Origin of the sequence: Bacillus cereus group sp. RP37, from assembly GCF_040459695.1 — a bacterium.
In the GTDB taxonomy this organism is placed as follows: domain Bacteria; phylum Bacillota; class Bacilli; order Bacillales; family Bacillaceae_G; genus Bacillus_A.
Genome location: NZ_JARVHP010000001.1, coordinates 1 through 19514 on the forward strand (window position 1 = coordinate 1; position 19514 = coordinate 19514).

Below are 19514 nucleotides of genomic sequence, written 5' to 3' on the forward strand. Positions count from 1 at the left end.
TAAACCATTTAAATTAAACTCTGACTTTCCAGAAGTTATTTTTGTCATAAAATGATTTTCCACTGAAATTTCGACAGTCTCTTTAGGTAATTTTTTTACAATCTCACTAAAATATTTTGCTTGTAAAACAATACTGCCTGATTGTGCTACTTCTACGATTTCTTTTCCATCTTCTTCAACTGGGATAAAAGATTCGATAGAAATATCCGCATCGCTTCCTGTTAACGTAACTCCTTCTTCCGTAGCGACAACTTTAATTCCTGTAAGGATCGGAATTGTTGTACGAGAAGAAACTGCCTTCATTACATCTTGTACACTTCTTACAAGATAGTCTTTTTGTATTGTAAAACGCATAAAGAAAAACCTCCGGTAAGTATAAGATTTTATTTAATTAATAAAGATAAAAAAATAGTAGTAATAGTAGTAGGGCTTGTGGATATGTGGATAACTCCGTTGAAGGATGTAAAAACAGTCTATCTACATGTGGATAGACTGTGCGTAAAACAAGGAAAGTTATTCACACTATTCAGCTACTACTTTAAAATATCGTTAATTTCTTCAACTTGCTTTTGTAATTGCGTATCTGTTTTAAGCAGCTTAGAAATTTTTTCATGGGCATGGATAACTGTTGTATGATCACGTCCACCGAATTCTTCACCTATTTTAGGTAAGGAGGAGTCTGTAAGTTCGCGTGATAAATACATTGCAATTTGGCGAGGGAAGGCAACTGATTTTGTTCGCTTTTTCGCCTTGAAATCTTCCAGTTTTATTTGGTAAACATCCCCGACAGCCTTTTGAATATCATAAATAGAGATAATTTTTGGTTTAGAATTTGGAATAATATCTTTAAGTGCCTCAGCAGCTAAATCAGCATTAATATCTTTGTTAATTAAAGATGAATAAGCTACAACTCGGATGAGTGCACCTTCTAGTTCACGAATATTTGAATCGATTTGATTTGCAATATAAAGCATAACCTCATTTGGTATATCGAGTCCTTCAGCCTTTGCTTTTTTACGTAAAATTGCAATTCGTGTTTCTAAATCTGGTGGCGTAATATCCGTAATGAGTCCCCATTCAAAGCGAGAACGAAGACGATCTTCTAAAGTTGGAATTTCTTTTGGTGGCCGATCACTTGAAATTACAATTTGTTTACTTTCTTCGTGTAATGCATTGAATGTATGGAAAAACTCTTCTTGAGTTTGTTCTTTTCCTGCTAGAAATTGAATATCATCTATCAATAAAACATCTACATTGCGGTATTTATTACGAAAATCGACCGCTTTATTATCACGAATAGAATTAATGAACTCATTTGTAAATTTTTCTGATGATAAATATACAACCTTCGCGTTTGGGTTATGTTCAATTACATAATGACCAATTGCATGCATTAAATGGGTCTTTCCAAGTCCAACTCCCCCATAAATAAAGAGGGGATTATATGCTTTAGCTGGCGCTTCGGCTACGGCCAATGAAGCAGCGTGGGCAAAACGGTTACCAGAGCCAATAACAAATGTATCAAACGTATATTTTGGATTTAGCATACTCTGTGGTAAATGATTAGAATCATCCTGTGCTGAATTTGGTTTAGAAGGAGGAAGATCAATCTCCTCTTCAGTTTGACTTTGGGGAATAATAAAGCGAATAGCTAACTTTGCCCCTGTTAAATCATAAAGTGTTTCCGAAATTAGCTCTGAATAATGAGATTCTAACCAATCACGAGCGAATTCATTTGGAGCTGTAATTGTTAATACGTCTTTCTTTAAATTATGTGCGGTTGTTGATTTTAACCATGTTTCATAACTAGGTTTACTGACCTTTTTTTCTAGTTCTTTTAAGGCGCTGTTCCATAAATCAGAGATGTTTTCCAAAGGTGTCCCTCCTTTACTAAGATGGTAAAAGAATAAGGTTGCGCAACAAATGTACAACCTAAATAAATATAAAATGTATATTTATACGAAACGTATTTTAAAACCTAAAAACGTCGTTTGTATATGAGATAGGGTTTTCGACAAAAAAAGTAAATGTGGATAATCATTTACCCACATGTGATTAAAACTGTCCACATGTTATACACAAATTGTGGATAAGATAAAGATGTGGAAAACTTATTCAAAGTGAAAACACAACTATAATATCAAAAAAAAGTAGCTATAGCAATGAAATTAAGAAAGTTATCCACAAAATCAATACCTTGTGGAATAAACTTGTCCACAACACGATATACTGTGTAAAAGTACGAAAAGAGTTTGTGGATATAAAAAACAAGAAAAAACATTTATCCACAAGGAAATATGGGGTCTGTGAAAAAGTATGTGAATAGGTTCAAAATGAATATTTGATGAAAATTTCAAGAACCATTGACATTTTCCTAGTTGATTAACTATAATTTATAAGACTGTCTTTAACAGATATTCCTCAGGGAGGTGTCATATAATGAAAAGAACTTACCAACCAAATAAACGTAAGCGCAGCAAAGTACATGGTTTCCGCAGCCGTATGAGCACAGCGAACGGACGTAAAGTGCTAGCAGCTCGTCGTCGTAAAGGAAGAAAAGTATTATCTGCGTAGACCACTGATCGTTCAGTGGTCTTTTTTTCTAATAATAGTGAATTTCCGCTGATGAACTACAGGAGTGTCAATTGATATGAAGAAAAAACATCGTATAAAAAAGAATGATGAATTCCAGACGGTTTTTCAAAAAGGAAAATCTTATGCGAATCGTCAGCTTGTTGTCTATCAACTAGATAAAGAAGGACAGCCAAACTTTCGTATTGGCCTTTCTGTCAGCAAGAAAATAGGAAATGCAGTAGTGCGTAACCGAATTAAACGTATGATTCGCCAGTCGATCACAGAATTAAAAGATGAGATAGATTCTGGAAAAGATTTTGTTATAATAGCAAGGAAGCCTTGTGCAGAGATGACATATGAAGAATTAAAGAAAAGCTTAATTCATGTCTTTAAACGCTCTGGTATGAAAAGAATAAAAAAGTAGCGTAAGGAAATGAATTACACTATATACATACCGATACAAGGAGGAGTAGGCTTTGAAAAAGAAATTAGGTTTACTAGCCATGGTTATTGCATTAATGGCGATTACTGCTGGCTGTAGTGAAGTAAAACAGCCAATTACACCAAAAAGCACTGGAATTTGGAATGAATACTTCGTATACCCGCTTTCTCAGTTAATTACGTATTTTGCCAACTTATTTGGTAGTAATTACGGTTTAGCAATCGTTGTTACGACTCTTATTATTCGTTTTGCATTATTACCATTAATGATTAAACAAACAAAGAGTACGAAAGCAATGCAAGCGTTACAACCAGAAATGGTGAAGTTAAAAGAGAAATATAGCTCTAAAGATCAAGCAACACAGCAGAAACTACAACAAGAAATGATGCAGTTATATCAAAAAAATGGTGTAAACCCATTAGCAGGATGTTTACCAATCTTTGTTCAGATGCCTATTTTATTCGCGTTTTACCATGCGATTATGAGAACAGCAGAAATTAGTAAGCATACATTTTTATGGTTCGACTTAGGACAGGCAGATCCGTACTATATCTTACCGGTTGTTGCGGCAATTACGACATTTATTCAGCAAAAGCTTGCAATGGCAGGAACAGCTGGTCAAAACCCGCAAATGGCAATGATGATTTGGCTTATGCCAATTATGATTTTAGTCTTTGCAATTAACTTCCCAGCTGCATTATCACTTTACTGGGTTGTTGGTAATATCTTTGGTATCGCTCAAATGTACTTGATCAAGGGGCCAGAAATTAAGGCTAGTAAGGCAGGAGGATCAAGCAAGTGAGTATAATTACTGCTAAAGGACAAACAGTCGAGCTGGCAGTACAAGATGCTTTAAGGCAACTAAATGTTTCAAAAGACCGAGTAGATATAAATATTATCGATGGGGGTAAAAGAGGGTTCTTAGGTTTATTTGGGAATCGACCTGCAGTAGTAGAAGTTGTATTGAAGAAAGATCCAATTCAAGAATGTGAAGAATATTTAAAAAATGTTATTCACGATATGGGTGTGGAAACTGAGATTAGTAAAATTGTAAAAGGACGCGAAGTTGAATTTACAATTTCTGGCGAAAATATAGGTGTTTTGATTGGAAAAAGAGGAAACACCTTGAATTCTTTACAGTATTTAACAAAACTTGTGGCGAATCGTAATACGAAGCAGTATATTGGTATCACACTAGATGCTGAGAATTATCGTAGTAAAAGAAAAGGTACATTAGAAGCACTTTCTTATCGATTAGCAAAACAAGTAGTAAGTACGAAAAAAAGAGTTGTATTGGAGCCTATGCCATCTTTTGAACGAAAGATTATCCACCAAGCATTATCTAATCATCAAAATATCATTACAACTTCTGAAGGAAAAGAACCACATCGACATGTTGTAATATCTTCCAAGTGACCGGTTACTCAATTGAGTGCCGGTTTTTTTGAGGGAAAAATAGATGTGGATAACTAAAAAACACTAAACTTATCCACTGTGAATAAGTTTAGTGTTTTTCACATGAGGACATAATAAAATGAGTTATTATTCTTTTGTAGATAGGTTCGTTATGGTATTCTAATAATTTAGTGAAGAAAATAATCATGTTGAAATAGAGATAAATAAGCAAGTGAGGTGAAAGGACATGGAATTTGATACAATTGCTGCGATTTCCACGGCGCTTGGAGAGGGTGCAATTGCCATTGTTCGAGTAAGTGGGGATGATGCGGTTGAAAAAGTTAATCGTATTTTTAAAGGGAAGGATTTAACAGAGGTTCCTTCGCACACAATTCATTATGGTCATATCGTTGATTTAGATACAAATCAGGTTATTGAAGAAGTGATGGTGTCTATTATGCGTGCACCAAGGACTTTTACACGTGAAAATATAGTAGAAATTAACTGTCATGGCGGACTTGTTTCAGTAAATAAAGTATTGCAACTTATTTTAGCGCAAGGAGTACGATTAGCGGAGCCTGGTGAATTTACGAAACGTGCTTTTTTAAATGGTCGTATTGATTTATCACAAGCAGAGGCTGTTATGGACTTAATCCGCGCAAAAACAGATCGTGCAATGAACGTAGCGATTAATCAAATGGAAGGGCGTTTATCTAAATTAATTGGCCGTCTGCGTCAGGACATATTAGAAACGTTAGCTCATGTTGAGGTAAACATAGATTACCCAGAATATGATGATGTGGAAGAAATGACACATAATATTTTAATTGAGAAAGCTACACATGTTCGTACTGAAATTGCAAAAATATTAGAAACATCGAAGCAAGGAAAGATTTTACGTGAAGGTATTGCTACTGCAATCATCGGTAGACCTAACGTTGGGAAATCATCGCTATTGAATAGTCTCGTTCAGGAGAAAAAGGCAATTGTAACCGATATTGCAGGAACAACTCGTGATGTTATTGAAGAGTACGTTAATGTGCGTGGTGTACCACTTAAACTTATAGATACAGCCGGAATTCGTGAAACAGAAGATGTTGTGGAACGAATTGGTGTAGAGCGCTCAAAAGAAATGATGAGCCAAGCTGATTTAGTGTTAGTTGTCGTTAATTATAGCGAAGCTTTAACGAATGAGGATGAAGATCTATTCCGTGCTGTACAAGGAAAAGATTTCATTGTTATTGTAAATAAGACAGATTTACCGCAAGCAATCAATATGGAACGTATTACAGAATTGGCAGCGGGAAATCGTGTTATTACAACATCGTTAATTGAGGAACAAGGAATAGATGAACTTGAACAGGCAATAGCTGATTTATTCTTTGAAGGAACAATTGATTCTGCAGATGTGACATATGTTTCTAACGCGAGACATATTGGATTATTAACACAAGCAGGAAAAACAATTGGAGATGCAATTGAGGCGATAGAAAATGGTGTTCCAATTGATATGGTGCAAATTGATTTAACAAGAACGTGGGAAATACTTGGTGAAATTACTGGTGACACAGTCCATGAGAGCCTAATTGACCAGTTGTTCTCTCAATTTTGTTTAGGAAAATAATATAGAGATGTTTTAGAAAGATAGAGATTATTAGGAGGAATAAACAATGGGATACAATGCCGGTTCATACGATGTCATAGTAATCGGTGCAGGTCATGCAGGATGTGAAGCTGGTCTTGCGGCAGCACGAATGGGCTCCAAAACATTAATGTTAACAATTAACTTAGATATGGTAGCGTTTATGCCATGTAACCCTTCTGTTGGTGGACCAGCAAAAGGGATTGTTGTTCGTGAAATTGATGCATTAGGCGGAGAAATGGGACGCAACATTGATAAAACATATATTCAAATGCGTATGTTAAATACAGGTAAAGGACCAGCTGTACGTGCACTTCGAGCACAAGCAGATAAGTTCTCTTACCAGCATGAATTAAAGAAAACAATTGAAGAAACACCAAACTTAACGTTGTTCCAAGGAATGGTAGAGCGTTTAATCGTTGAAGATGGCGAATGTAAAGGGGTAATTACGCAAGCTGGTGCTGAATATACAGCAAAAACTGTTGTAATTACGACTGGAACATTTTTACGTGGTGAGATTATTATGGGAGATTTAAAATATTCGAGCGGTCCGAATAATCAACAACCATCTATTACTTTATCTGAACATTTAGAGGAGCTTGGATTTGATCTTGTTAGATTTAAAACAGGTACACCTCCGCGTGTAAATAGTAATACGATTGATTACAGTAAAACAGAAATTCAGCCAGGTGATGATAAACCACGAGCTTTCTCTTTTGAAACGACAAAATTTATTATGGATCAAATTCCATGTTGGTTGACGTATACAAGTACGGAAACACATCGTTTAATAGATGAAAACTTACATCGCTCAGCTATGTATTCTGGTATGATTAAGGGAACAGGACCTAGATATTGTCCTTCGATTGAAGACAAAGTAGTAAGGTTTAATGATAAACCACGTCATCAAATTTTCTTAGAGCCAGAAGGACGTAATACACAAGAAGTGTATGTACAAGGTTTATCCACAAGCTTACCAGAAGATGTGCAACGTGATATGCTTAGAACAATACCTGGCCTAGAAAACGTTGAAATGATGCGTACAGGTTATGCAATTGAATATGATGCAATCGTGCCAACACAACTATGGCCGACACTTGAAACGAAAAAAATCAAAAATTTATATACAGCAGGACAAATTAACGGAACTTCTGGTTACGAAGAGGCGGCAGGACAAGGGCTTATGGCTGGGATTAATGCAGCATGTCGTTCTTTAGGTAAAAAAGAAGTTATTTTAGGTCGCGCAGATGCTTATATTGGTGTCTTAATTGATGATCTTGTAACGAAAGGTACAAATGAACCATATCGTTTATTAACGTCTCGTGCAGAATATCGCCTATTATTACGCCACGATAATGCTGATCTACGTTTAACTGAAGTTGGTCGTGAAATTGGATTAATTAAAGAAGAGCGCTACGAGCGATTTACAAATAAAAAATTACAAATTGAACAGGAAAAGGAACGTTTAGGAAGCATTATTATTAAACCACGTCCTGAAGTTCAAGAATTAATTCGTAGTATTGGCGGAAGTGAATTGAAAGATGGAATACGTGCAAGTGATTTATTACGTCGTCCAGAGATGACATATGAGCATATTCATCTTTTAGTACCAAGTGAAGTAGAATTAAGTGATGAAATTACAGAACAAGTTGAAATTCAGATTAAGTACGAAGGATATATCGAAAAATCTTTACAGCAAGTAGAGCGTATGAAGAAAATGGAAAACAAAAAAATCCCTGTGGATATTGATTATGATGCAATTTCTAGTCTTGCCTCAGAAGCTAGACAGAAATTGAAAGATGTTCGTCCACTTTCAATGGGTCAGGCTTCACGTATTTCTGGCGTAAATCCAGCGGATGTTTCCATCTTGCTTGTGTATATTGAACAAGGAAAAATTGCGCGAGTATCGAACCAATAAATAGTAAGGAGATATTGTTAGATGAACATAGAACAATTTCAATCTATGCTAGAAGAGAAGGGTATCATCCTCTCTTCTAGACAGTTAGAGCAGTTCGAAATCTACTTCGAAACATTAGTAGAGTGGAATGAAAAAATGAACTTAACGGCTATTACGGAGAAAGAAGAAGTATATTTAAAACACTTTTTTGATTCCATTACCGCTGCTTTCTATTATGATTTTTCAAAACCATTCTCAATTTGTGATGTTGGTGCAGGAGCTGGCTTCCCAAGTATTCCTTTAAAAATCTGTTTCCCGCACTTAAAAGTGACAATTGTAGATTCATTGCAAAAACGTATTAACTTCTTAAATCATTTAGCACAAAAATTGGGATTAAGTGACGTTGCGTTTTGTCACGATCGTGCTGAAACATTTGGGAAAAAAGAAGGTGTACGTGAATCGTACGATATTGTAATGGCACGTGCAGTTGCGCGTCTTTCGGTATTAAGTGAATTATGTTTACCACTTGTAAAAGTTGGGGGAACATTCATTGCAATGAAAGGTGCCGCAGCAAATGAAGAAATTGAAAATGGCAAGTATGCTTTAGAGGTGCTAGGCGGGAATTTAAAAGAAATGTCTACGTTCCAATTACCGTTTGAAGAAAGTGAACGTAATATTTTATTAATCGAGAAAAAGCGCAAGACACCAAAGAAATATCCACGCAAACCGGGAACACCCAATAAATTACCTATTGAAAAATAAATCTTATTAGACGTAAGATTAAATTATATAAATGAAAACGTAAATGTTTCATAGGAAACATTTTATGGAGAATAGTCAATAGGCCTAAAAGGTGGTGGAATATGTATGAAAAATACGTTTTCTCGTTTATTTGGCTTTGGAGATAAAGAGAGCGAATTCGAATTACAAGACGAAAGCCATGAAGAAATAGATAAAAAGGTATATGAAGAAATACAGGAAATTCCGATAGTAAATATTACCCCTAACCGTTATCAACCACGAACAGTTTTTGATGATGCGCGTATTGAAGAGCTAGCATTAACGATTCGTACACACGGACTGATTCAGCCAATTGTTGTGAGGCAATATGAGGATGATAAGTACGAGATTATCGCTGGAGAAAGGCGTTTCCGTGCGGCAACAAAGTTAGGGTGGGAAAAGGTACCTGCAATTATAAAGAACTTAAATGATACAGAGACAGCTTCTGTAGCTTTAATTGAAAACTTGCAGCGTGAGGAACTAACAGCAATCGAGGAAGCTGTGGCATATCAAAAGCTAATTGAGTTACATAATTTAACACAAGAAGCATTGGCACAACGACTTGGAAAAGGACAATCCACAATCGCAAATAAGTTGCGATTGTTAAAGTTGCCTGAAGAAATAAAAGGTGCGTTATTAGAAAAAAGTATTACAGAACGCCATGCCCGTGCGCTCATTCCTTTAAAGAATGAGGAATTACAACTGAAGGTTTTACAGGAAATTGTGGAGAAACAACTGAATGTAAAGCAAACAGAGGAACGAATTGCGAAATTACTAGAGGAAGCAAAACCGAAGCGTAAGGCGAAGCAAAAAGCAGTAAGTCGAGATACGAGAATCGCCATGAATACAATTAGGCAGTCATTACAAATGGTTGCTGACAGTGGTTTAAATGTTAATTCTGAGGAAGAAGAATTTGATGAGTACTATCAAATTACAATTAAAATTCCGAAGAAAAAATAATAATGGCATGTTAGAGACCTTATCCTATTGGATAGGTCTCTTTTACTATATTTTCTTGTTAGATGAAGAAGGAGTTTAGAAATAAATTTTGAAGTTTAATAAGGACGTAAAAGAAAAACTTTTATTTCATGTTACAATAAACGTAATTGTTACTAGAATAAGATAGAAAGGTTGAAAGTAGGTGACATCATGGGAAAAATCATTGCTATTGCCAATCAAAAAGGTGGCGTTGGGAAAACAACAACATCTGTTAATTTAGGGGCTGGATTGGCACAAGTAGGTAAGAAGGTCCTTCTTGTAGATATTGATGCTCAAGGAAATGCAACGACTGGTGTGGGAATTGAAAAATCCGAATTAGATCAATGTATTTACAACGTTCTTGTGGAAGATGCAGATGTTCAAGGGGTTGTACGGAAAACCGCAACTGAAAACTTAGATGTTCTACCCGCTACAATTCAATTGGCAGGTGCTGAAATTGAATTGGTACCGACTATTTCCCGGGAAGTACGTTTGCAAAGGGCATTACAGTCAGTTCGTGATGAATATGATTATATTATTATCGACTGTCCCCCGTCCTTAGGGTTATTAACGATTAATGCATTAACAGCAGCAGATTCTGTTATTATTCCTGTTCAATGCGAATATTACGCACTAGAAGGATTAAGTCAGCTATTAAATACAGTTCGACTTGTGCAAAAGCACTTAAATAAAAATCTAGCAATTCAAGGTGTATTGCTAACGATGTTGGATGCCCGTACAAATTTAGGGATTCAGGTTATAGATGAAGTGAAAAAATACTTTAGGGATAAAGTATACCGTTCGATTATTCCTCGTAATGTTCGTTTAAGTGAAGCACCAAGTCATGGGAAACCAATTATGCAGTATGACGCTAAATCAAGAGGGGCAGAAGTATATATAGATTTAGCAGAGGAAGTGATTGCAGGTGGCTAAAGGATTAGGAAGAGGAATCAATGTGTTTTTTCCTGATTTAGATGTGAAAGAAGAAGAGACAATTCAGGAGGTTGTGATAACTGAATTAAGACCGAATCCATATCAACCACGTAAACACTTTAATAAAGAGGCGATTCAGGAATTAGCGGCTTCTATTAAGGAACACGGTATATTGCAACCGTTAATTGCTAGAAAGAGTATTAAAGGATATGAAATTGTTGCAGGTGAAAGAAGATATCGTGCTGCCAAAGAGGCAGGACTCGAGAAGGTACCTGCTGTTGTAAGACAATTAAGTGAGCAACAAATGATGGAGTTTGCATTGCTTGAAAACTTACAACGAGAAGATTTAAATCCAATGGAAGAAGCAATGGCATATCAAATGTTAATGAATGAGCTAAATGTAACGCAAGAACAATTAGCGAAACGTCTTGGTAAGAGCAGACCTTACATTGCAAATTATACGCGGTTATTAAGCCTCCCCTCTTTTGTGCAAGATATGATTGCAAATGGTCAGCTTTCAATGGCTCATGGGAGAACTTTGCTTACGATAAAAGATGAAGAACAATTAAATTCTTTATTAAAACGAATCGAAAAAGAAGGATTAAATGTTCGTCAATTAGAGAAAATTGTTCAGGAGATTAATCAACGCGTTTCACGTGAAACAAAACAAGTGAAAAAAGAGAGAAACATATTTTTCGTAGAACGCGAAACGTTCTTAAGAGAAAAGTTTGGTACAGATGTGAAAATTAAAGAAACGAAAAGAGAAAAAGGTAAAATCGAAATTGAATTTTTTAATAAAGAAGATTTAAATCGTATTTTAGAATTGTTAGCACAGAAAAACTAAAAAGCAAACCATCTTATTATTTATAGATGGTTTGCTTTTTTTAATACAGATAGTTTTTGGTCGGTTTCTTTTATACTCTGCGCAATTACATCAGCCATTTTCATGACTAAACTTAGTCTTGTATTTTGCAGGACGAAAAACTCCATAAAACCATTTAGGTTTACGATGCCATGAATATGTAAATCACCAACTGCAGGTAATTTTTTATTCATTGCAGCTCCAGGCTTACTAGGCCCCATTCCGGTAGTGATGGAACCAATACTTTGAGACTTTCCTAAACAGGCATCAACCGCAATGATAAATGAAGTAGGATTATCTTTCTGTATATTCTGAATTTTCTCTTCTAAATTTAGCGCGTGTACTGGCTCATCTAGTGTGCCGAAAACTTGGAAGTTTTTAATTCCTACTTGTTCTAGTTTCGTACCGACTAACGGACCGAGTGCATCGCCTGTAGAACGATCTGTGCCGATACAAATGAGAATAACCGGTATATTCGTTTTAATAGGGATGTGGGCAAGTAAGAAGTTACTAATTGTCTCGGAGGCTTCTACGTCTTGGTGCATAACATTTTGAGTTTCTTTTTCGAAAAAAGGTAAGCGAAAACTTCCAATATTCATGAAGCATCCATCCTTTTAATAAATTTTCAAAATATGTTATATGGTGAGTAAAATGGAAAACTATAAGTGCGTAATTCCTGTAAAACTTGAGTGGAAACGGAAATAATAGTACTAGTATATATATATTCATTCCATTTTATACCTGTATGGAAGTTAACAAATGCAATTAAAGTCATAAAAATTTTTCAGCAATTAGGAGACTTCTGATACAATAAGAAGGATAACTAAAAAGAAATTTTGGCTGGAGAGGTAGAGGTACATGGATTTATTAACACAGTGGTTTAATGCCACGAAACAGTATTTATTAAATGCTGATCGTTGGGCTGATATTGGAACGGCGACATTGAAAATATGTATTATTTTAATAATCGGTGCAGTTGTGGTACGAGTTGCGCGTGCAATTGTACGAAATGCGTTTCGCATGGGAAGCCGTTCACCAATTCAAATTTCAGAACGTCGTACAGTTACAGTAGCGAAGTTACTTGAAAATATTGTGGCATACGTTGTTATGTTCATTATGTTAATTGCGATTTTAGGTGTGTTTAATATTAATGCATCTGGTTTATTAGCAGGTGCCGGGGTAATTGGTTTAGCGGTCGGATTTGGTGCTCAAAGTTTGGTAAAAGATGTCATTACAGGATTATTTATTTTGTTAGAAGATCAATTTTCAGTCGGTGACTATGTAAAAATTGGTCAGTTTGAGGGAGTCGTTTTAGAAATTGGACTTCGTACAACAAAAGTAAAGAGTTGGACAGGCGAAATTCATACTTTACCAAACGGAAGTATTATTCAAGTTACGAACTATTCAGTTAGTAACAGTGTTGCATTTGTTGATGTATCTATTTCGTATGAGGCTGACATAGCGAAGGCGGAGCAAGTCATTGAAGAGTTATTAGAAGAATTACCTGCACAGTATGCGCAAATGGTAACAACGCCTCAGTTATTAGGTGTGCAAACATTGGCTGCATCGGAAGTTATATTACGTGTTATTGCGGAAGTAGAGCCGATGCAACATGCGGTTGTTGCAAGAGCACTTCGTAAAGAAATTAAAAATCGTCTAGATTTACATGGTATTGAAATTCCATATCCACGTATGGTTTTATATAATCGTGAAGAATTGGTGAGTGGAAAAGCAATTTAGTATGGAGAGGGGTTTGGAGAATGGAGCAAAAGCAGTATAACTTGTACGATGTTGTGGAAATGAAGAAAGCCCACCCATGTGGTGAGAATCGTTGGAAGATTATTCGTATGGGAATGGATATCCGCATTAAGTGCGAGGGATGTGACCATTCAGTAATGATTCCTCGAAGAGAGTTTGATCGTAAGGTGAAAAAAATACTTGTGAAGCACGAAGAATAGAGAGAAAGTAACAGTTGCAATGGGTAGCTGTTACTTTTTTTCGTTTGGAGGAAACTTGTCATTTTTTTCGTTACTATCTATAATGATGAAAGATTGAGACATAGGAGTGAAAAATATGGGATTAACGGCTGGGATTGTTGGATTACCTAACGTAGGGAAGTCCACTTTATTTAATGCAATTACACAAGCAGGAGCAGAATCTGCAAACTATCCATTCTGTACAATTGATCCAAACGTAGGAATTGTAGAAGTACCAGATGAGCGTTTAAATAAATTAACGGAATTAGTAGAACCGAAAAAAACTGTTCCGACTGTATTTGAGTTTACTGATATTGCAGGTATCGTAAAAGGTGCTAGTAAAGGTGAAGGTTTAGGAAATAAATTCTTATCTCATATTCGCCAAGTAGATGCAATTTGCCAAGTTGTTCGTTGTTTTGAAGACGAAAATATTACGCACGTTTCAGGGAAAGTAGATCCAATCGATGATATTGAAACAATCAACTTAGAGCTAATCTTAGCAGATTTAGAATCTGTTGATAAACGTATCGAGCGTGTTGCAAAATTAGCAAGACAAAAAGATAAAGAAGCAGTATATGAGCATGAAATTTTAGTGCGTTTAAAAGAAGCTTTCGAAGAGGGAAAACCGGCTCGTACTGTTGAATTTACAGAAGAGCAAATGAAGATTGTGAAGGGCCTTCATTTACTTACAACGAAAGAAATGTTATACGTAGCAAACGTAAGTGAAGATGATATTATGGATCCTTCTGAAAACAAATACGTACAAATGGTAAAAGAATTTGCTGCAAATGAAAATTCTCAAGTAATCGTTGTATGTGCAAAAATCGAATCAGAAATCGCTGAGTTAGACGAGGAAGAGAAAAAGGTATTCCTTGAAGAACTAGGCATTGAAGAATCTGGTTTAGATCAATTAATTCGTGCTGCATATGATTTATTAGGACTTGCTACATACTTCACAGCTGGTGTGCAAGAAGTACGTGCATGGACGTTTAAACAAGGTATGAAAGCACCACAATGTGCTGGTGTAATTCATACAGACTTTGAGCGTGGATTTATTCGTGCAGAAACAGTTTCTTATGATGATTTAATGACAAACGGTTCTATGACAGCTGCAAAAGAAGCTGGAAAAGTACGTTTAGAAGGAAAAGAGTATATCGTAAAAGACGGAGACGTTATGCACTTCCGCTTCAACGTTTAATTTAATATTTCCTAGGAAAAATAAAGATATGAGCTTGGCAAATATATTATGTGTTTGCCAAGCTTTTTATGTATGGGTGAGTTGATTCATCCAACTTACTATGATATAATCTAAACTCGTGAGTAATTACTATAAATTAATTGCTCCTTGCCCATTATGGGCCGTTTAGACCAAAAGGAGGTGAAAGTGTAATGAGAAAGTACGAAATTATGTACATCATTCGTCCTGGCGTTGAAGAAGAAGCTCAAAAAGCTTTAGTTGAACGTTTTGCAGGTGTTTTAACAAACAATGGTGCAGAAATCATTAACACGAAAGAGTGGGGTAAGCGTCGTTTAGCTTACGAAATCAACGACTTACGTGAAGGTTTCTACATGATCTTAAACGTGAACTCTAACGCAGAAGCGATTAACGAATTCGACCGTTTAGCTAAGATCAACGAAGATATCCTTCGTCATATCGTTGTTAAAGAAGAAGAAAAATAATTGATATATAAGGGAGAGTGGTTCGATTGATGAATCGTGTTATCCTCGTTGGTCGTTTAACTAAGGACCCTGACTTACGTTACACGCCCAATGGTGTTGCAGTAGCTACTTTTACGTTAGCTGTGAATCGCGCATTTGCCAATCAACAAGGTGAGCGTGAAGCTGACTTTATTAATTGTGTAATATGGCGTAAACAAGCAGAAAACGTAGCAAATTATTTGAAAAAAGGTAGCTTAGCAGGCGTAGACGGACGTCTTCAAACTCGTAATTACGATGGACAAGATGGTAAACGTGTATACGTAACAGAAGTTCTTGCGGAAAGCGTACAATTTTTAGAGCCGCGTAATGGCGGTGGGGAGCAACGTGGTTCATTTAATCAGCAACCATCAGGAGCTGGTTTCGGTAACCAAGGCTCTAACCCATTTGGTCAATCTAGTAATCCGGGTAACCAAGGTAACCAAGGTAACTCTGGATTTACGAAGAATGACGATCCATTTTCAAATGTAGGTCAACCGATCGACATTTCCGACGACGATTTACCGTTCTAATACAGTAAATTTGTTAGTTTTAACAAAGAATGGAGGGAAATAGATATGGCAGGACGCAAAGGTGGACGTGCGAAACGTCGTAAGGTGTGTTTCTTCACAGCTAACGGCATCACTCGCATTGACTATAAAGATGTTGATTTATTAAAACGTTTCGTTTCTGAGCGTGGTAAAATTTTACCTCGTCGTGTAACAGGAACAAGCGCGAAATACCAACGCAAACTTACAGTTGCAATTAAACGTGCTCGTCAAATGGCACTTTTACCATATGTTGGTGAATAATAGCGTATGAAATGCACAGTAGAGTCGGACTCTACTGTGCATTTTGCTATGCTTTTCTTTTTTGAAAGAGAGGTTAGAGGATGAAAAATACGAAATTTATTACTGAGGGTGCAGCGTTGTTAGCAATATATGCAATGTTATTGCTTATATCTATGTATGTTCCGATTTTAGGTACGGTTGTAACGTTTGCGTTGCCATTGCCATTTATATTGCTAACGATTAGATATAAATTATCTAATGCCTTTGTAATTTTTACGGCGGCGCTTTTTATTACTGTTATTGTCAGTCAGCCGATGAACCTAGTGAAGACAACTATGTTTGGATTGATAGGTATCGTTTTAGGATATATGTATAAAAAACAAAAAAAGCCGGTAGAAATTTTGATAGCGGGGACGCTTGCATACTTAATTGGTATTATGCTCATTTATGTTGCGAGTATAAAGTTTTTTAACATAGATTTAATGAAGCAAATGCAAAATATGTTCAATGAAAGTATGACGCAAAGCGAAAAGATAGTCAGTGCTGCTGGTATGCCGATTAGTAAAGAACAAAAAGAGTTATTTGCACAAATGAATGATATGTTACAAACGTTATTTCCAAGTATACTTGTGCTCGTTTCTGCATGTTTTTCTTGGATCACAGTAATATTATCGGGCAGTGTTTTGAGAAAGTTAAAACATGATGTTATACCTTGGCCTAAATTTAAAGATATACAATTACCAAAGAGTATTGTTTGGTATTACGTTATATTTATTTTGCTATCAACTTTTATAAAAGTAGAACCGACATCATATTTACATATGGTATTTTCTAACCTAAATGTCATATTTGCATTATTACTCGTACTGCAAGGTCTGACATTTATTGCTTTTTTAGCGCATAGAAAAGGTTTTACGAAAGGTGTTCCTATTATTAGTTTTATTGTCTGCATGTTTATTCCGATGCTGTTTCCTCTTGTGACAATCTTAGGTATAATTGATTTAGGGATTTCATTGCGTTCTAAAATAGGAGGATAAAGTAATATTCCTTATACTATTTTAATCTGTTTAACTAACTGGAAGGTGAGTTAGTTTTACTTTATAGGAGTTGTATACATGCCTGAATTTTATAAGAAACAGTGGTTTTTATATCCTGTTTATGTATTGGCATTTTTCGTGTTTGTGCTCATTTCGATCCTCTGTTATTTTCATTTAATGATGGGGATAGCCGCCTTTTTTATTTTTTGTATCGTCCTTTTTGTTGTTGTACGATTTGAACTTACCTTTCAAAAGAATTTTGAAAAACATACGACAGATATGATTACAAGGGTAAAGAAAGTGAGTAATGAGGCATTTAACCAAATGCCGATCGGTATTTTGTTATACAATAAGGATTATGGGATTGATTGGGCGAATCCTTATTTATCTTCATGTCTGGGACAGCATGCGTTAGCTGGATGGCACCTTTATGATGTATCAGAAACGTTACTTCTTTTTATTAAGGGAGAAACTTCCGATGATATAGTCTCTTTAAATAATCGAAAGTTTCGTGTTTTTGTAAGGAAAGAAGAAAAGTTAATTTATTTCTTTGATGTAACGGAACAAACAGAGATCGAAAAGATGTACGAGGATCAACGTACTGTTTTGGCTGTCATTTATTTAGATAATTATGATGAAGTTACACAAGGTTTAGATGATCAATTACGTACGAATATAACAAGTCTTGTAACTTCACGACTAAATGAATGGGCCGTTAAGTATGGGGCATATTTAAAACGTGCATCTTCAGAAAGATTCTTCGTTGTACTAAATGAAAGTATTTTAGCACAGATGGAGAAAGGGAAATTTAGCATTTTAGATCAGGTGCGTGAAGAAACTTCCAAAAGGAATATACCACTTACTTTAAGTGTGGGTGTTGGATCAGGTGATTTACCTTTATCAGAGCTTGGGGCGATGGCGCAGTCCGGTTTAGACCTTGCGCTTGGCCGTGGTGGAGATCAAGTAGCTATTAAACAGGCAACAGGTAAAGTTAAGTTTTATGGTGGTAAGACAAATCCGGTTGAAAAACGTACTCGTGTACGTGCCAGAGTTATTTCGCATGCATTAAAGGATTTAGTATTAGAAAGTAGCAATGTCATTATAATGGGGCACAGGGCTCCTGATATGGACGCAATTGGTGCTGCGATTGGTATTTTAAAGGTAGCGCAATTAAATGAGCGCAAAGGATATATTGTGCTAGATGAAAATGATTCTGATAAGGGAATTAAGCGTTTGATGGATAAAGTGAAACAAAACGAAGAATTATGGTCACACTTTATTACACCAGGACAAGCGATGGAATTTGCAAATGATGATTCTTTACTTGTAGTTGTTGATACGCATAAACCTTCAATGGTGATGGAAGAAAAGCTTTTACGCAAAATTGAAAATGTAGTTGTTATTGACCATCATCGCCGAGGAGAAGATTTTATTGAAGATCCATTGCTTGTTTACATGGAGCCATATGCTTCTTCTACGGCAGAACTTGTTACAGAATTACTTGAATACCAACCGAAAAATTTAAAAATGACAATGTTAGAAGCGACAGCATTGTTAGCGGGTATTATTGTTGATACGAAAAGCTTTACATTCCGGACGGGTGCTCGTACGTTTGATGCTGCTTCTTATTTACGCTCACATGGTGCAGATACTGTACTTGTACAAGAGCTTTTAAAAGAAGATATGGATCAGTATTTACGGGTTGCAAAAGCTATTAAAAATGCGTACATTTATACAAATGGAATTGCGATTGCAAAAGTTGATAGTGATGATTACTACGATCAAGTGCTTATTGCGCAATCGGCGGACACATTATTAACAATGACAGGAATTATTGCGTCATTTGTTATTGCAAAACGTGGCGAGAATTTCATTGGAATTAGCGGCAGGTCTTTAGGTGAAGTGAATGTGCAGCTAATTATGGAAAATTTAGGCGGTGGTGGGCATTTAACGAATGCAGCCACACAAATGAAAAATGTTACAGTAGATGAAGCTGAGGAGAAGCTTCGATTTGTTATTGATGACTATTTACAGGGAGGCACACAATCATGAAAGTAATTTTTCTAAAAGACGTAAAAGGTAAAGGGAAAAAAGGAGAAGTAAAAAACGTACCAGATGGTTATGCAAATAACTTCTTATTAAAACAAGGATTAGCTGCTGAAGCAACAAATAGCAGTATGAAAACTTTAGAAGCTCAAAAGCGCAAAGAGGAAAAAGATGCAGCAGCAGAGGTTGAAAATGCAAAAGAATTGAAAGAAACATTAGAGAAACTAACTGTAGAAGTAAAGGCAAAATCTGGAGAAGGTGGCCGTTTATTCGGTTCTATTACGAGCAAACAAATCGTAGATGCAATGCAAAAATCACACAAGATTAAACTTGATAAGCGTAAATTTGAAATGGATGATGCAATTCGTGCATTAGGCTATACAAATGTTACTGTGAAATTGCATCCGCAAGTAACAGCAACAGTAAAAGTTCATGTTAGTGAACAATAAAAATAAGTTAAGCAAGG

General features: G+C 35.9%; 21 protein-coding genes and 1 pseudogene. 19 read left to right on the plus strand and 3 right to left on the minus strand.

What is annotated here, in order from left to right; genetic code table 11:
- A pseudogene (locus tag QCI44_RS00005) lies at positions 1-354 on the minus strand (DNA polymerase III subunit beta); the annotation flags it as partial.
- Positions 355-533: 179 nt separating this feature from the next.
- Positions 534-1874, minus strand: a complete 1341-nt coding sequence (gene dnaA / locus QCI44_RS00010; RefSeq protein WP_098985801.1) for a chromosomal replication initiator protein DnaA — start codon at positions 1872-1874, stop codon at positions 534-536.
- A 565-nt stretch (positions 1875-2439) separates the two neighbouring features.
- Here dnaA and rpmH point away from each other — a divergent pair.
- The 10 genes from rpmH to spo0J all read left to right on the plus strand — a co-directional run bounded on the left by rpmH (position 2440) and on the right by spo0J (position 11485).
- A complete protein-coding gene (gene rpmH, locus QCI44_RS00015; protein WP_000831901.1) occupies positions 2440-2574 on the plus strand; it encodes a 50S ribosomal protein L34 in 135 nt (44 codons plus the stop codon).
- A 76-nt stretch (positions 2575-2650) separates the two neighbouring features.
- Positions 2651-2998: a ribonuclease P protein component gene (gene rnpA / locus QCI44_RS00020; protein WP_016085338.1), complete on the plus strand. Its 348-nt coding sequence runs from the start codon at positions 2651-2653 to the stop codon at positions 2996-2998.
- 52 nt (positions 2999-3050) lie between these two features.
- Complete coding sequence (gene spoIIIJ / locus QCI44_RS00025; protein WP_016085339.1) at positions 3051-3818, plus strand: YidC family membrane integrase SpoIIIJ; 768 nt, start codon at positions 3051-3053, stop codon at positions 3816-3818.
- The gene (gene jag, locus QCI44_RS00030) at positions 3815-4432 is read left to right on the plus strand and encodes an RNA-binding cell elongation regulator Jag/EloR (RefSeq protein WP_098985802.1); all 618 of its coding nucleotides are present in this window, start codon (positions 3815-3817) and stop codon (positions 4430-4432) included. The genes spoIIIJ and jag overlap by 4 nt, the downstream gene beginning before the upstream one ends.
- Positions 4433-4658: 226 nt before the next feature.
- Positions 4659-6035: a tRNA uridine-5-carboxymethylaminomethyl(34) synthesis GTPase MnmE gene (gene mnmE / locus QCI44_RS00035; RefSeq protein WP_016085341.1), complete on the plus strand. Its 1377-nt coding sequence runs from the start codon at positions 4659-4661 to the stop codon at positions 6033-6035.
- Positions 6036-6081: 46 nt separating this feature from the next.
- Positions 6082-7971, plus strand: coding sequence for a tRNA uridine-5-carboxymethylaminomethyl(34) synthesis enzyme MnmG (gene mnmG / locus QCI44_RS00040; protein WP_016085342.1), 1890 nt, complete (start codon positions 6082-6084; stop codon positions 7969-7971).
- 21 nt (positions 7972-7992) lie between these two features.
- A complete protein-coding gene (gene rsmG, locus QCI44_RS00045; protein ID WP_016085343.1) occupies positions 7993-8712 on the plus strand; it encodes a 16S rRNA (guanine(527)-N(7))-methyltransferase RsmG in 720 nt (239 codons plus the stop codon).
- Positions 8713-8817: 105 nt separating this feature from the next.
- Positions 8818-9690, plus strand: a complete 873-nt coding sequence (noc, locus tag QCI44_RS00050; protein WP_016085344.1) for a nucleoid occlusion protein — start codon at positions 8818-8820, stop codon at positions 9688-9690.
- Positions 9691-9879: 189 nt separating this feature from the next.
- Positions 9880-10641, plus strand: a complete 762-nt coding sequence (gene soj, locus QCI44_RS00055) for a sporulation initiation inhibitor protein Soj (RefSeq protein WP_016085345.1) — start codon at positions 9880-9882, stop codon at positions 10639-10641.
- Positions 10634-11485 (plus strand): stage 0 sporulation protein Spo0J, encoded by an 852-nt coding sequence (spo0J, locus tag QCI44_RS00060; protein ID WP_080117787.1) that lies wholly within the window; start codon positions 10634-10636, stop codon positions 11483-11485. Before soj ends, spo0J begins: the two co-directional genes overlap by 8 nt.
- A 20-nt stretch (positions 11486-11505) precedes the next feature.
- Here the strand turns inward: spo0J and yyaC are convergent, their stop codons facing one another.
- The gene (gene yyaC, locus QCI44_RS00065) at positions 11506-12102 is read right to left on the minus strand and encodes a spore protease YyaC (RefSeq protein ID WP_016085347.1); all 597 of its coding nucleotides are present in this window, start codon (positions 12100-12102) and stop codon (positions 11506-11508) included.
- A 259-nt stretch (positions 12103-12361) separates the two neighbouring features.
- Here yyaC and QCI44_RS00070 point away from each other — a divergent pair, with 259 nt between their 5' ends.
- The 9 genes from QCI44_RS00070 to rplI all read left to right on the plus strand — a co-directional run bounded on the left by QCI44_RS00070 (position 12362) and on the right by rplI (position 19497).
- Positions 12362-13243, plus strand: a complete 882-nt coding sequence (locus tag QCI44_RS00070) for a mechanosensitive ion channel family protein (protein ID WP_016085348.1) — start codon at positions 12362-12364, stop codon at positions 13241-13243.
- Positions 13244-13263: 20 nt separating this feature from the next.
- Positions 13264-13461: a DUF951 domain-containing protein gene (locus tag QCI44_RS00075; protein WP_000436051.1), complete on the plus strand. Its 198-nt coding sequence runs from the start codon at positions 13264-13266 to the stop codon at positions 13459-13461.
- A gap of 115 nt (positions 13462-13576) precedes the next feature.
- Positions 13577-14677 (plus strand): redox-regulated ATPase YchF, encoded by a 1101-nt coding sequence (gene ychF / locus QCI44_RS00080; protein ID WP_000524664.1) that lies wholly within the window; start codon positions 13577-13579, stop codon positions 14675-14677.
- A gap of 191 nt (positions 14678-14868) precedes the next feature.
- Positions 14869-15159: a 30S ribosomal protein S6 gene (gene rpsF / locus QCI44_RS00085; protein WP_001233781.1), complete on the plus strand. Its 291-nt coding sequence runs from the start codon at positions 14869-14871 to the stop codon at positions 15157-15159.
- A 26-nt stretch (positions 15160-15185) separates the two neighbouring features.
- Positions 15186-15707: a single-stranded DNA-binding protein gene (ssb, locus tag QCI44_RS00090; protein WP_016136148.1), complete on the plus strand. Its 522-nt coding sequence runs from the start codon at positions 15186-15188 to the stop codon at positions 15705-15707.
- 45 nt (positions 15708-15752) lie between these two features.
- Positions 15753-15986, plus strand: a complete 234-nt coding sequence (gene rpsR, locus QCI44_RS00095) for a 30S ribosomal protein S18 (RefSeq protein WP_000918873.1) — start codon at positions 15753-15755, stop codon at positions 15984-15986.
- A gap of 80 nt (positions 15987-16066) precedes the next feature.
- Positions 16067-17002 carry a YybS family protein gene (locus QCI44_RS00100; protein ID WP_116363704.1) on the plus strand — a complete coding sequence of 312 codons (936 nt, stop codon included), beginning with the start codon at positions 16067-16069 and terminating at the stop codon, positions 17000-17002.
- A gap of 78 nt (positions 17003-17080) precedes the next feature.
- On the plus strand, positions 17081-19054 hold the full coding sequence (locus QCI44_RS00105) for a DHH family phosphoesterase (RefSeq protein WP_016085351.1): 1974 nt from the start codon (positions 17081-17083) through the stop codon (positions 19052-19054).
- A complete protein-coding gene (gene rplI / locus QCI44_RS00110) occupies positions 19051-19497 on the plus strand; it encodes a 50S ribosomal protein L9 (protein ID WP_000864237.1) in 447 nt (148 codons plus the stop codon). The genes QCI44_RS00105 and rplI overlap by 4 nt, the downstream gene beginning before the upstream one ends.
- The last annotated feature ends 17 nt before the right edge of the window (positions 19498-19514 follow it).

Coding starts and splice junctions, on each gene's coding strand:
- QCI44_RS00070 (WP_016085348.1), top strand. CDS start 12,362: ATGGATTTATTAACACAGTGGTTTAATGCCACGAAACAGTATTTATTA.
- QCI44_RS00075 (WP_000436051.1), top strand. CDS start 13,264: ATGGAGCAAAAGCAGTATAACTTGTACGATGTTGTGGAAATGAAGAAA.
- soj (WP_016085345.1), top strand. CDS start 9,880: ATGGGAAAAATCATTGCTATTGCCAATCAAAAAGGTGGCGTTGGGAAA.
- QCI44_RS00105 (WP_016085351.1), top strand. CDS start 17,081: ATGCCTGAATTTTATAAGAAACAGTGGTTTTTATATCCTGTTTATGTA.
- mnmE (WP_016085341.1), top strand. CDS start 4,659: ATGGAATTTGATACAATTGCTGCGATTTCCACGGCGCTTGGAGAGGGT.
- mnmG (WP_016085342.1), top strand. CDS start 6,082: ATGGGATACAATGCCGGTTCATACGATGTCATAGTAATCGGTGCAGGT.
- rnpA (WP_016085338.1), top strand. CDS start 2,651: ATGAAGAAAAAACATCGTATAAAAAAGAATGATGAATTCCAGACGGTT.
- rpsR (WP_000918873.1), top strand. CDS start 15,753: ATGGCAGGACGCAAAGGTGGACGTGCGAAACGTCGTAAGGTGTGTTTC.
- noc (WP_016085344.1), top strand. CDS start 8,818: ATGAAAAATACGTTTTCTCGTTTATTTGGCTTTGGAGATAAAGAGAGC.
- rpmH (WP_000831901.1), top strand. CDS start 2,440: ATGAAAAGAACTTACCAACCAAATAAACGTAAGCGCAGCAAAGTACAT.
- rsmG (WP_016085343.1), top strand. CDS start 7,993: ATGAACATAGAACAATTTCAATCTATGCTAGAAGAGAAGGGTATCATC.
- QCI44_RS00100 (WP_116363704.1), top strand. CDS start 16,067: ATGAAAAATACGAAATTTATTACTGAGGGTGCAGCGTTGTTAGCAATA.
- yyaC (WP_016085347.1), bottom strand. CDS start 12,102: ATGAATATTGGAAGTTTTCGCTTACCTTTTTTCGAAAAAGAAACTCAA.
- rplI (WP_000864237.1), top strand. CDS start 19,051: ATGAAAGTAATTTTTCTAAAAGACGTAAAAGGTAAAGGGAAAAAAGGA.
- rpsF (WP_001233781.1), top strand. CDS start 14,869: ATGAGAAAGTACGAAATTATGTACATCATTCGTCCTGGCGTTGAAGAA.
- ychF (WP_000524664.1), top strand. CDS start 13,577: ATGGGATTAACGGCTGGGATTGTTGGATTACCTAACGTAGGGAAGTCC.